The sequence below is a fragment of the bacterium genome, from assembly GCA_019912885.1.
In the GTDB taxonomy this organism is placed as follows: domain Bacteria; phylum Lernaellota; class Lernaellaia; order JACKCT01; family JACKCT01; genus JAIOHV01.
The window spans coordinates 1-12,692 of the sequence record JAIOHV010000174.1; the positions used below are offsets into that span (position 1 = coordinate 1).

Here is a 12,692-nt window from a genome sequence, read left to right on the forward strand (position 1 = left end):
CGCAAATCACGGCCGTAGGTCGTGATGACGTGGACGTTTCCCTGGGAATCGACGACGACATCGCCTTCCAGAACGAGGTTCAGTGTGCGGACGCCGCTGCCACGCACGACGCAAATCTCGATGCCATCCTCGGAGACGAAGGAATCCGGGCATCCGGGCTGAAACGGCGATAACTCCGTCAAGCCAAGATCGACGACATCGTCCGGCAGTTCGACGCAATGCTCTGAGAGGTCTTCATCATACGGGCGCGCAACCGTGTCGTCGTCCGTGCTGTCGTCGTCGAACGTGTCATCGTCTGATGAATCGTCGTCGTCCGCGTCGTCATCGCCGGACGAATCGTCATCGCCCGCATCGTCGTCGAAAGCGGAATCGTCGTCCGCGTCATCGTCGTGGGCGTCATCGTCGTCGTCCGAATCATCATCTCCCGCATCGTCGTCAAGCGCGGAGTCGTCATCGTCTGCGTCGTCATCGAAACCCGAGTCGTCGTCCGCGATCCCGTCGCCGGCCGAGTCGTCATCATCGCCGCACGAGCAGCCGGGGAGCGCGAGGATCAGCATGAGAGACAGGAAGAGCGCAAAAAACACAAGGAAGCGGCGCGCGGGTTTTCTCCGCATCTCGGCGCGCACGGAATTTCCGGAAACGCGCATACACCCACCCTCATTGAACGGTGCGATCTTCATAAATAAACGATCGGACCTTTCAAGTCGCATTGAATCTTCGCGCATCGTCACCGCCTTGGCAATTTTTGCATCTCCGAATACCCTCTCCCGCCGCGCTTTGGGAAATGCCTGCCCGAGCACGTTCGAACAGCCGGAGAGGACGATGCGGAATTTGCGGAAATTCGGTTTGGCGTGTTTGTGCGTCGCGATATTCGCGGCGCTTGTTGGATGCACGCAGCACGAGACCGTCGATGAGACCGGCGCCGATGTCGCGGACGATGACTCGGACGATGACGCGGCCGATGACGACGTCGCGGATGACGACGCTTCCGATGACGACGACGCGGCGTGCGAGGACGGCGACGCGTTTTGCGACGAGGCGGATAATCCCGTGCGTTGCGTGGATGGGGAATGGGTCGCCGGCGATCCGTGCGGCAAGTGGACCTACTGCAATTTCGGCGCGTGCGTCGAGACGTTCATCGATTTTCCGGCGGACGAGTCGCCGCATCAGGACATGATCGAGTGGTGGTACTGGACCGGCAACGCGTTTGACGAGGACGGCAACGCATTCGGTTTCGAACTCACATTTTTCTACGGCGCGTCGCTGTTTCGCCTCCCCGCGTGGATGATCAACGTCGCGGTGCTCGACGAAGTCACCGGCGAGCACACCGAGGCCGTCTGGCTCGATTTCGGCTGGGCCGATCGCGATCCGGAGCAACTGAATCTGTTGAGCCGCGACGCGTCCGTTACGCGCGGCCTGGACTTTGTCTATCGCCTGCTTGGCGCGACGCCCGGCCATTCGTTCGACCTGACGCTGACCGACACGCAAGGGCCGACCTATCACGGCGGCAACGGCATCATTCGCATGAGCTCGCGGGCCACTGATTCGTTTTACTATTCCCGGATGCGCCTTGCGGTCGAGGGCGAAATCGACCGCGGCGACGGTCCGATAGCCGTCACCGGCGAAGGATGGATGGATCACCAGTGGGGAAACTTCAATCCGTTCGTCTTGATCGGATGGGACTGGTTCTCGCTTCAGATGGACGACGGCGGCGAACTGATGTTTTTCGTTTTTCGCGGCGACGAAGCGGACCCTTCCGTCTGGGATCTCGCGTCGGGAACCTACGTGACGCCCGAGGGCGACCAGGTGGCGTTGCGCATGGAGGACGTCGAAATCGCGTCGCTTTCCGAATGGACGAGCCCGAACACCGGCGCGACCTATCCGATGGACTGGCGCCTTGCCGTGCCCATGCTCGACATCGACGTGACGCTCACGTCGATGATCGACGACGCCGAGATGGAAAACCCCATGTGGAACTACTGGGAGGGGCTGGTGTTCATCGACGGCGAACGCGAAGGTCTGCCGGTCGGTGGCGCGGGCTTCGTGGAGTTGTCGGGCTACGCCGGGCGTCCGCTTCTGTGGTGGTTGTTCCCCGAGATGTGGGAGAAGTGAGGCGGGGAGGCTGAAAGTCTGGAAGTCTGAAAGTCTGAAAGGTCATCGCAACCCGCCTGGGAGCGCTGAACTCCAGTTCGGCCACGTGCCCGCTTCCTGACGGCCGCGGCTCTGGCATCGCTTGACGCGATTTTTCCGTTGACATCTACCGCCCGGCGCGGATGATACGCGTATCCGCCGGCCCCGGGTCGGCGTTTTTCATGAAGCAGACCCGCTCCCTAACGGTCGCGGTTCCTATGCATTTTTTGGGGCGCCGGGACAGGACATGAGACGCATCTTTCTGGACAACAACGCCACCACGCGGCTTGATCCGCGCGTGCTCGACGCGATGATGCCGTTTTTCACGGAGCACTACGGCAACCCTTCGAGCGTCCACCAGTTCGGCACGCCGTGCCGCCGCGCGGTGGACGCAGCGCGCGAGACGCTGGCCGCCGCGATCGGCGCGGCGAGCCCGCACGAGATCGTGTTCACCTCCGGCGGCACCGAGTCGAACAATCTCGCGATCCAGGGCGCGGCGCGCGCGGCAAAGGTTCGCGGGCGGCACATCGTGACGACGGCCATCGAGCATCGTTGCGTGCTGCGTTCGTGCGATGTGCTCGAGCGTGAGGGGTTCGAGGTGACGCGCGTTGGCGTCGGTCGATCGGGCGTGATCGATCCGCAAGCCGTCGCCGAGGCAATGCGCGAGGATACGGTGCTCGTTTCCGTGATGCACGCCAACAACGAAATCGGCACCATGCAGCCCATCCCCGAGGTCGGCCGGATCGCGCGCGAGCGCGGCGCGCTGTTTCACACGGACGCCGTGCAGACCGCGGGCAAGACGCCGATCGATGTCGCGGCGCTCAACGTCGATCTGTTAGCCGCGTCGGCGCACAAGCTGCACGGACCCAAGGGCGTGGGGCTGCTGTACGTACGCAAGGGCGTGGAGCTTGTGCCGCACATGGTCGGCGGGCCGCAGGAGCGCGACCGTCGTGCCGGCACGCTGAACACGCCGGCCATCGTCGGCTTCGGCCGCGCGATGGAGCTTGCGCTCGCGAGCATGGACGCGGAGGCGACGCGGCTTCGCGCGTTACGGGACGGGCTCGCCGGGCAGATCGTCACGCGCGTCGAGCACGTCATCGTCACGACCGATCCCGCAACGTGCACCGACAACACGCTGCACGTTTGCGTTCCGTTTCTCGACAGCGAGGCGATCCTGACAGCTCTCGATCTTGCCGGTATCGCCGCGTCCTCCGGCAGCGCGTGCACTTCGGGGAGCCTTGAAATCAGCCACGTGCTGACGGCGATGGGCGTACCGAAGGCGCTCGCGCGCGGCGGCATCCGTCTGTCGCTCGGGCACGATACGACAGGCGAGGACATCGACGCGGTTGTCGAGACGCTTGCCGACACCGTGGCCAAGCTGCGGCGCCTGTCACCGGAGTGGGAGCGCGTCGAGGCCGGCGAGCTGGCGATCCCGGCTTAGAACGACACGACGCCGCCGATCGGCAGGATGCGCAGGCGGCGCTCGCCGCGCTCTTTCGCGATCTGCTCCGTCCACGCGGGCGGTTCGGTCAGCGGCTCGTCCGAGAGCGTGAACGTGCCGAAGTGGATCGGTACGATGAGCCGCGCGCCGACGGCGTCGGCCGCGTCGAGCGCTTCGGCCGGCTGCATATGCGCCGGCTCCATGAACCAGCGCGGCGCGTAAGCGCCGATCGGCACAAGCGCGACGTCCATCGGCCCGAGGCGTTTGCCGATCTCGTGAAATTCGTCCTGCCACCCCGTATCGCCCGCGTGGTACGCGCGCTTGCCGCCGGCCTCGATGACGAATCCGCCCCACAACGTGTCGTTCGTATCGAAGATCGTGCGCTTGGACCAATGACGGGCGGGCGTCAGCGTGATTCGCGCATCCCCGGCGCGCACTTCGTCCCACCAGTCGAGCTCGCGCACGTTGACGAACCCGCGCCGCGAAAACCACGGCGCGAGGCCGTGCGGCACGACGATCGGCGTCATACGGTCGAAGCGTGTCAGCGTCTTACCGCACATGTGGTCGTAGTGATTGTGCGTGATGAGGATGGCATCCGGCCGGGGGACGAGATCGAAGATCGGCGCCTTCGGGGCGCGCCGCGGCACGAACAGCGCGTCGCCCTCGATCGGGTCGACGAGAATCTTCATTCCCCCGAGACGCAAGAGCACCGATGCATGGCCGAACCAGACGGCCGCCGGCGCTTCGCCGATCGACTCCAGCACCGTGGCGGTATCAAAACGCACCGGGATCTCGGGCCAACGCGGGCGATCGCGATGCGGATCTTTTTCGTAACGTCCAAGCTGCCACTTCAAAAGGCTCGACAGCCCGCGCTGCGCGACGACACGATGGGCAAACCGCGCGCTTCTCATCAGGCGTCGCCCCCGCTTGCTTGACAGCACGGCCCGTTTGCCGATTGCATCGCGCGGATGATCAAATCCGTAATCCCCGCCCGGCGATCGCGCTTGTGATTTTCGCCCGGAGCACCCGCGCGCTTGGCGCCGCCGCGCTTCTGTTCGCGATCATCCTTCCCGCTCGCGCTTTTGCCGGCGCGAACGCCCTTACCATCGACCTGCAACTCGCGATCGCGGGTTCGTCCGATCTGCAATGGTCGATCGAAACGCCGAACGATACCGCGACGTATGCGTTGTTCGGCAAATCCGGGGTCGGGCTTTTTCCGGGCGTCACGTGGACGCACATTTTCGACAACAACCTCGTCATCGGCCTGACCGGCCAGTATCGGGATTACGGCGGCGAGTTCCAGACTCCCGGCGTCAGCAGCAAGAACGCGGCGGTCCGATTTCGCGAGTACGCCGGCATCTTCCGTTTCGGATACGCCGATTATTACGCGCGCGGCAAATGGGGCGTTCGTCCTTGGGATGACATCCTGCCCGCTTACCCGTTCGGAAATTTTCGCGCCGGCGTGATCCGGTCGGACATCTCGCGCGCGAGCGATTTTTCGGAATTCGGGCCCGCGTGGATCGGCTTCGTGGGGCTTGAGTTCGGCGGGATGCACCTTCCCACCGACCGCCTGCTCCTCGTCGTATCGGGGATGGTGGATTACACCTTCGCCGTAACGCCCTACACCGCGGAGTACCCAAGGCAGACCGAAAAAATCCTGAACAACATCCTTCAGTTCAGCCTCGGCGCTCAGTTCGGTCTGATCAGCGAACCGCCCAAATAAAATCCGCGAGGTTATTTCGTCAGCTCGCTTGCCAGCGCGGTCGGCGAAACCGGAAATGGGACGTTCGCCTCGACTTCGATCACCGGCACGGTGCCGCTGTCGCGTTCAAGTGCGACCGTCGGCGTCGCGGGAAACGGCAGGTCCGCGCCCGACGCCGAGCCGTCCGCGACAACGCGCGCTTTCACTTGCAGGCGATTGGCGCAGCACGCGCATTCGCGCGAGGCGGTCATGACCCGCGCCGCCGCTTGCCGCGGCTCCATCGCGGCGGCCGGCCATCCCGGCGCGCTCGATGCCAATGGGCGAATCGCGGGCACGACGTCCGAACCGACCTCTTTCAATTCACTGGGCAGCGCGGGCGGAGCGATGGGTTGCGTATCGATGGAATCCGCGCCGGGGACGGAATCGGTCGCCGCCGCTTCGAAAGCGAGCGCCCGGGGCGCGCGGTCGTCGATCGCCGGCACGATCGTCTCGACGCCGACGCGCGCGTTCGCCGGCGAGAATGCCTGCTGGAGAAGCAATACGGCAACGGCGCCGCACGCCATGTATCCAAGCGCGACGAGTCCGCGACGGCCGCTGGGAAAACGCACCTTCATCGCGCGAATTTTAACACGGGAGACGAACGGGCATCACCCCTTGCGGCCTTACTTTTTCGCGGGCGTTTTTTGGGCCGGCGGCTTTCGGGCGGGCGATTTTTTCGGCGGCGTTTTTTCGTCCGGCGGTTTGACGGACGCGCCTTTTTCGTCCGACTTTTTCTTTTCCTTGCCAAAGTCCTGGATGTCCCGGGCCAGATCGAGAAGCCGCTTGTCGACGCGCCCGTTCAGCGATTTCGGTGGATAATGGCCGTCGTCGCCGCGCTTGCCCGCCGCGATGCCCGTGCAGATCTCGAGCGCCTCGTCGATCGTCGAAACGGACCAGACGTGGAACTTGCCTTTTTTCACCGCCTCGGTGATCTCGTTGCGGAGCATCAGATCGCGCTCGTTACCGGCGGGGATGATGACGCCTTGCTTGCCGGTGAGCTTGCGCTCCTTGCAGACGGAATAGAAGCCGTCGATCTTTTCGTTCACCGCGCCGATCGGTTGCACCTCGCCGTCCTGGTTCAGGGATCCCGTCACCGCGACGGATTGATCGATCGCAACGCCCGCGATTGCGGAAAACAGCGCGATCGTTTCGGCCATCGAGGCGGAATCGCCGTCGATGAGGCCGTAGCTCTGTTCGAAGGCGATCGAGGCCGACAGGCTGATCGGCTTGTCTTGCGAAAAGCGGGATCGCAAAAAACCGGACAGGATGAACAGGCCCTTGTCGTACAACTTCCCCGACAGTTTGGCCTCGCGCTCGATGTTGATGACGCCCGCGCGCCCCATCGCGACCGAACAGGTGATGCGCGTGGGCTTGCCGAAAAGATAGTCACCGATCTGGTAAACGGACAGGCCGTTGATCCGGCCGACAATGCCGCCCGCGGTGTCGATGAGAATGCGGTCGCGCCGGATCATCTCCTGGATGCGTTCCTCCACGAGATTCGCGCGATTGCGCCTGGCGTCGAGCGCGCGGTCCACGTGCCGGGCGAGCACCGTTTTCGCCTTGCTCTTGTTCGCCCAATACGCCGATTCGCAAACGAGGTCCGACAGCACGGAAAAGCGCGTCGTCAGCTTTTCCTGATCGCCCGCCATCGCCACGCCCTCTTCCAGAAGCGCCGCGATCGCCGAACGGTCGAACGGGGGCAGACCGTCGTTTCGCACGATCTGCGCCACGAAACGCGCGGTTTTCAGGGTCGCGTCCTCGTCGCGGCCCATCACCGTGTCGAAATCCGCGCGGATCTTGAACATGCGGCGAAAGTCCTCGTCCGCCGCGTACAGGAAGTGATAGAGTTGATTTTCGCCCACCACGACGAATTTCACGTCGATATCGATGCCAAGCGGTTTCATGGCGCTCGACAAATAGAACAAAAACGAATCGTACGACTCGATCTCGAGCTTGCGCGACTTGATGGTGCGTTTGAGCGCCTTCCAGACGCCCGGCTCGGTCAGCGCGTCCATCAGGTGAAAAATGACGTAGCCGCCGTCGGCGCGAAGAATGCTTCCGGCGCGGATCTTTGTGAAATCCGTCGTGAAATGCGCGTTCGGCGCGAGCGCACGCTCGATCGTGCCGAAAAGATTCCGGTACGTGGGCGTATTTTCGACGATGATCGGACGCTCCTTGGTCTGCGCGTTGTCCACGACGACGTTGACATCCCACTCGAGAAACGGGTGCGTGTCCGGAGCTTCGTGCCCGAACAGGCCCGCGATCGGCATCGGGATGGACGTCTCGGCCTCGTCCTTCTCCTTGAAGCGCGAGAGGTTTTCGAGCGTGTATTCGTACATGTCGTCGAAATACGGCTTCAGCGCATCCGCGGCGTGATCCTCGCGCAGGTCGTTCACGAGTGATTTGACGACCGTCGAGGCGAGATCCTTTTCGAGCTGACGCAAATTTTCCTTTAGCTCGCGATCGATGCGCCGCGCCTCCTTGAGCGTCGATTCGAGCTGATTCGACAACTCCTGATGCGCGCGTTTGAGGTCGCCAAGGCGCCCGGATGGAAAGTTGCCGTTCTTGGCCATCTGTTCGAGTTGCTCGAACGGCACCGGTTGATCTTCGATGATCGGCATGATCGCCGGCCGCGTGAGGTTGCCGATCTGCACCTGCACCATGGCGAACGCCTTGCCTTTCATCTCGGCTTCGAGTTCGGAAAAGATATGCTTTTGCCGGTCACGGAAGGTTTCGACAAGCGCGTCGCGCCGCGCCTTGAACTCCTTGTTATCGAACAGATTCGGGACCGCTTCCTGCAAATCCGCGACAAACTGGTGCATGTCGCGCCGCAGCGTATGCCCCTCGCCCGCCGTGAGCTTGACGCCGTAAGGCTCGTTCGGATTGTTGAAGTTGAACAGAAACACGATGTCGCGCGGCGGCCTTTTCGTGCCGTTGCCGTTCATCTTCGCGAGCACGCGTTTGATTGTGCTCATCTTGCCCGTGCCGCCCGTTCCCGTCGCGAAAACGTGGAAGCCGGAGGTGCGGATCGTCAGGCCGAGTTCCAGGGCTTCCATCGCGCGCGGCTGGCCGACGACGCCGTCGAGCGGCGTCAGTTCATCCGTCGTGGAAAACGGCAACGACGCGGGATCGCATCGCCAGCGAAGTTTTTCGGGCCCGATGGCGAATTCAGCGCGCTTGCGCGAGGTCATACGCACCCCGGTGTGATTGGATAACGGCGTCCGGTCAGCGGTAGCGAAGCGCGAGAAGCCGCGCCTCCGTGTTGCCCGGATCGTCCTCGAGCGCCGCGCGAATCTGCTCGGCGGCCTCGTCGACCTTGCCCTGATTGGCCAGGCTCTTGGCCAGCAGAACGCGCGCGGCGGCACGGAACGGCGGATCGTTGTCGAGCATCTGCGCGGCCTTCATGCCGAATTCCCGCGCGCCCGGCCAGTCGCCTTTTTCAAAACGGCCGCGGCCAAGGAAGTAATACGCGTATCCGTTCTTGCGATCCAGGCTGATGGCACGTTCGAGTTTGGAAACGTACGTCGCGCCGTATCCCGCGTCGATTCCCGCCTTCACCTGTTCCATGCTCGCGCGCTTGGCGGATGGCTGGCCCTTGGCGGTCGCGCCCCGGTAGGCCGATTCCCAAAGTTCGGGCGAGATCGGCTGCAACGTTTTGTCGACGCTCACCACGCGCCGGATCGGTTCGCGCGGCGCGGGATCTTCCTCGGCCGGTTCGGGCTCGACCGGCGCGAACGGATCTTCTTCCGGCTCGCCGGCGGACGCTTCGTCGATCGCGCCTTCCTCCGGGTTTGCGACCGGTTTCGCATCCGACTCCGCCGGTTCGACGACCCACCAGGGCGCGCGCGTCGTATCCTCGCGGCCGGGCATCGACTCGCCGCCAAGGTCGCGCGAGATGATCGCGTCGCCCGACTCCTCGTTGGCCTCGCGCGCGTCGCGGACCGCGAACAGGGCCGATGTGCGTGCGTCCTGCGCGGCGTCCTCGTCTTCCGGGCTAGCTGTTTCGTCAGGCGCGGCTTCGGCTTGGGCGGGCGCGGGCGCCGGCGTCGGCGTGGGGTCAACGACATCGCGGCTTGTCGGGGCATCGTCGCCCACGCGGAACACCTCGGCGCCGTGGCGGTCCTTGATGACGCACCCGCCCGTGAAAAGAGAGACGAGCGTCAAGACAAATAGAATGACGAAAGTTTGTTTCACGTTTCCTTCTCGCCCGAACCGAGTTTCAGGAATTTTTCGATCAGCGAATCCTGGTGGATTTCGCACTCCTCGCCCGGTTCGGTGCCTTTGACGAACACTTCGTTCCTGACCGCCGGGCAGTCGTAAATTGCCAACTTTCCCGACTCGGTGCAAACGTCGCGATGCACGATGCCCGCCGGCTCCTCGAACGGCGTCGGCTCGCTGCCCGCGAGCTGAGCCTGCATGAAACGCGTCCAGATCGGCAACGCCGCGCGCGATCCGGCGAGGCCGACGTTGCGATCCTCATCAAAACCGACCCACACCGCGGCCAGAAGGCGCGGGGTATATCCGACAAACCACGCATCCTTGTGATCGTCCGTCGTGCCGGTCTTTCCCGCCGCCGGATGCGTGAATCCCATGCCGCGCGCGCGCTGCGCCGTGCCGCGGTTGATGACGTCCTGCATCACGCTGGTCGTCAGATACGCAACCTCCGCGGGCATGACGTTGCGCAGCTCGACGGGCTTTTTCTCGAGCACCTCGCCGCGCGCGTCGACAATATCGCGAATCGAAAGCGGCGCCGCCCAGGTGCCCTGATTCGCCAGCGTGGAATAGGCGTTCGCCACCTCGAGCGGCGACAAGTCCGCGGAGCCAAGCGACAGCGCGGGAAACTCCGGCATCGGCGTCGTGATGCCCATCTTGTAAGCGAGCGACGCCACGCGGTCGATGCCGACTTCCATCGCGAGCCGGGCCGTCGGCACGTTCATCGAATGAACGAGCGCGTCGCGGATCGTCACCGACCCGCGATATTGGCGGTCGTAATTCTGCGGCGTCCAGTTGGGCGAGCCGGCTTGTTCGACCGTGTAGGGCTCGTCTTCGACCACCGTCGCGGGCGTGAAAGCGAACGCCGGATCCTCCGCCGCACGCAAAAAACCCGCCGTGTAGACGAATGGCTTGAAGACCGAGCCGACCTGCCGGCGCGACTGCACCGCGCGGTTGTATTGGCTCTCGTAGTAATCGCGTCCGCCGACCATCGCACGGATGAAGCCCGTCTGCGGCTGCGTCACGACGATCGCCCCCTGCGGACCGCCTTCCTTGTAGAGATTCGGGAAATCCGCCTCGAGTTGGCTAAGACCCTCGGTCAGCGCGGCCTCGGCGTTTCGCTGCGTGTTGACGTCGAGCGTCGTGAAAATCGAAAGCCCTTCGCCGATCAGGATATCCGGTCCGTAGCGCGCCTCGAGTTGGCGTCGAAGGAAGTCGATGAAATACGGCGCGATCGTGCGCGTCGGCTTGCGTTTGAGCACGCGCACATCCCGCGCGAGCGCCTCCTCGGCCTGACCCCGCGTGATGAGGTCCGACTCGAACATGCGCCTCACGATGAGATCGCGGCGTGCGCGCGCGCGCTCCATCTGCGTGTTGGGGTTGTACGAAGCGGGCGATCGGATCAGCCCGGCGAGAAGCGCGCTTTCAGCCAGGCCCAGCGAACGCACGTCGCGCCCGAAATAGTGGCGGCTCGCCTGCCCCACGCCGCTGATGGAGACGGGCCCTTCCTGCGCGAAATAGACCTCGTTCAAATACGCCTCGAAGATCGCGTCCTTGTCGTAGATCATCTCCAGCACGATCGCCATGACGGCCTCCTTCGCCTTGCGCGCGTAAGTGCGTTCGGCGGAAAGGAAGAAGTTCTTGACGAGCTGTTGCGTGATGGTGCTGCCGCCCTGCACGACCTTGCGGGCGATCAGATTTTTCACCATCGCGCGCGCGAAGCCGAACGGATCGATGCCGTGGTGCCGATAAAACCGCTTGTCCTCGACGGTCACGATCGCGTTTCGCAGATGCGGGCTGACCTCCACATAACGCACGATGTCTCGGTCTTCCTGGAACTCGCCGAAAAAGCGCGCGATCAGTTCGGGCTCGATCTCGACGGCGGGCAGCTCGTCGCCTGTGTCGAAGTTTTCGATGCCCCGGATAACGCCATCTTTCAACGTCAGGCGAAACGCGTAACCCTTCACCGGCTCCCACGGATAGTCAAAATCGCGCAGGTGGATGACAAGCTCGTTCGGACCCTGGCGGTATTCGCCGGCTTGAGGCCGGCCCGATTCGATCGGCTGGTATTGCAGGCGCGTCAGGCGGTCGACAAGACCCACCGACGCGATCGAATCGCCGGGCAGCAGCGTCAACGAATCGGAATAGACGCGGCTTGGCACCTTCCAGCGCTTGCCCTCAAACCGCATGACGAGATCGTCGGTGATGGAATAGGCGTACACCGCGCCCGCGGCCATGAGCGAAATCACGCCGAGGCATGCGAGGTTGAACCCCCACCACAAAACGCGCGTCGCGAAAGCCCCGGTTCGCGACGGCCCGCGCGGCCCTTTCGGCTTATTGGCCTTGCGTCGAGACGCCCGCGCCGGCTTTTGCGCAAGCAGCGATGGTGCGCGGCTTCTACGCATTCGTGAGGATCGCCCTTGCGATGTCAGAGCCGCAAACGAAGTCGCGCCGCGCCAAGCGGGGCGACGCAGTGCGCGGTCTGGTCCGCACGTCGGGCGCGAACCTGTCGGGCGCGGACCTCAAGCGGCGCGACGAAGTGCGCGGGCTCGTTCGAATCGCCGTGATTCCACCTCTACGCATACAACCCCGCCGTGAAAACCAGAAAACGCGGAGCCAAATTGCGTGGATCGTTCAAAACCTGCAAGGGGGAAAAGGCGGCGAGACGCCGCGAAAAGCCACTGAAGGGAATCGAACCCCCGACCTGACGATTACGAATCGCCTGCTCTACCAGCTGAGCTACAGTGGCGTCTGGGCCACGAGGATCGCCTCCCGGCCGCGAACGCGCGCAATTATACGGAAACGCTCTCGCGCCGCAACGGGTTCGGATCGCGAATTTTTGGCGACCCTGAACGTCGCGAGCGTCGCCGCGCGCGACAGCCGCCGTCGCCGCGTGACTCATGGTTCGGGCGGCGACGCACGCTCGATCCCGTTCCGCGCCGCCTCGAGTTGCCGGGCGTAGAGCGCGTTGTCCGGCTCGTCCGCCGCGAGCCGCGAAAGCAGCGACGCCGCCGGGCCAAACTGCCCCGTCAAAAGGAAAAGCTGCGCGAGATCGTGCGCGCACGGCTGGCAATGCGGCTTTTTTTTCAGGACGTCCTTCAGAATCGACTCCGCTTCCGCGTAACGCCGCTTGTCGATGTACGCCATCGCCAGGCTCGATTCGTAGAC

Annotated in this window: 10 protein-coding genes and 1 tRNA gene; 3 read left to right on the forward strand and 8 right to left on the reverse strand. The window is 63.8% G+C overall.

Translation table 11 applies throughout. The annotated features are described in order from the left end of the window. A partial coding sequence (locus tag K8I61_15400; GenBank protein MBZ0273424.1) for a hypothetical protein occupies positions 1–626 on the reverse strand: 626 nt, incomplete at its 3' end. A 196-nt stretch (positions 627–822) separates the two neighbouring features. Here K8I61_15400 and K8I61_15405 point away from each other — a divergent pair. Together K8I61_15405 and K8I61_15410 are read left to right on the forward strand one after the other, a co-directional pair. Further along, complete coding sequence (locus tag K8I61_15405) at positions 823–2,112, forward strand: hypothetical protein (protein ID MBZ0273425.1); 1,290 nt, start codon at positions 823–825, stop codon at positions 2,110–2,112. A gap of 265 nt (positions 2,113–2,377) precedes the next feature. Then, a complete protein-coding gene (locus K8I61_15410; protein ID MBZ0273426.1) occupies positions 2,378–3,571 on the forward strand; it encodes a cysteine desulfurase in 1,194 nt (397 codons plus the stop codon). Here K8I61_15410 and K8I61_15415 read toward each other — a convergent pair. Continuing rightward, the gene (locus tag K8I61_15415; protein MBZ0273427.1) at positions 3,568–4,482 is read right to left on the reverse strand and encodes an MBL fold metallo-hydrolase; all 915 of its coding nucleotides are present in this window, start codon (positions 4,480–4,482) and stop codon (positions 3,568–3,570) included. The genes K8I61_15410 and K8I61_15415 overlap by 4 nt on opposite strands. 95 nt (positions 4,483–4,577) lie before the next feature. Between K8I61_15415 and K8I61_15420 the strand changes: the two genes are divergently transcribed. Further along, positions 4,578–5,294 carry a hypothetical protein gene (locus tag K8I61_15420; GenBank protein MBZ0273428.1) on the forward strand — a complete coding sequence of 239 codons (717 nt, stop codon included), beginning with the start codon at positions 4,578–4,580 and terminating at the stop codon, positions 5,292–5,294. Positions 5,295–5,305: 11 nt separating this feature from the next. Here the strand turns inward: K8I61_15420 and K8I61_15425 are convergent, their stop codons facing one another. The 6 genes from K8I61_15425 to K8I61_15450 form a co-directional block, all read right to left on the reverse strand. After that, positions 5,306–5,881, reverse strand: coding sequence for a hypothetical protein (locus tag K8I61_15425; GenBank protein MBZ0273429.1), 576 nt, complete (start codon positions 5,879–5,881; stop codon positions 5,306–5,308). A gap of 54 nt (positions 5,882–5,935) precedes the next feature. Beyond that, positions 5,936–8,503, reverse strand: a complete 2,568-nt coding sequence (locus tag K8I61_15430; protein MBZ0273430.1) for an AAA family ATPase — start codon at positions 8,501–8,503, stop codon at positions 5,936–5,938. A 34-nt stretch (positions 8,504–8,537) separates the two neighbouring features. Further along, positions 8,538–9,506, reverse strand: coding sequence for a hypothetical protein (locus K8I61_15435; GenBank protein MBZ0273431.1), 969 nt, complete (start codon positions 9,504–9,506; stop codon positions 8,538–8,540). After that, the gene (locus K8I61_15440; protein ID MBZ0273432.1) at positions 9,503–11,773 is read right to left on the reverse strand and encodes a PBP1A family penicillin-binding protein; all 2,271 of its coding nucleotides are present in this window, start codon (positions 11,771–11,773) and stop codon (positions 9,503–9,505) included. The genes K8I61_15435 and K8I61_15440 overlap by 4 nt, the downstream gene beginning before the upstream one ends. Positions 11,774–12,200: 427 nt before the next feature. Further along, positions 12,201–12,273: transfer RNA gene (locus K8I61_15445), tRNA-Thr, on the reverse strand. Between the two features lie 149 nt (positions 12,274–12,422). Continuing rightward, positions 12,423–12,692 (reverse strand): tetratricopeptide repeat protein (locus K8I61_15450; protein ID MBZ0273433.1); only part of this gene is annotated, 270 nt, incomplete at its 5' end.

Bases quoted from the DNA above. Each gene is read 5' to 3' on its own strand.
- K8I61_15405 (MBZ0273425.1), top strand. From the start codon at position 823: ATGCGGAATTTGCGGAAATTCGGTTTGGCGTGTTTGTGCGTCGCGATA.
- K8I61_15410 (MBZ0273426.1), top strand. From the start codon at position 2,378: ATGAGACGCATCTTTCTGGACAACAACGCCACCACGCGGCTTGATCCG.
- K8I61_15415 (MBZ0273427.1), bottom strand. From the start codon at position 4,482: ATGAGAAGCGCGCGGTTTGCCCATCGTGTCGTCGCGCAGCGCGGGCTG.
- K8I61_15430 (MBZ0273430.1), bottom strand. From the start codon at position 8,503: ATGACCTCGCGCAAGCGCGCTGAATTCGCCATCGGGCCCGAAAAACTT.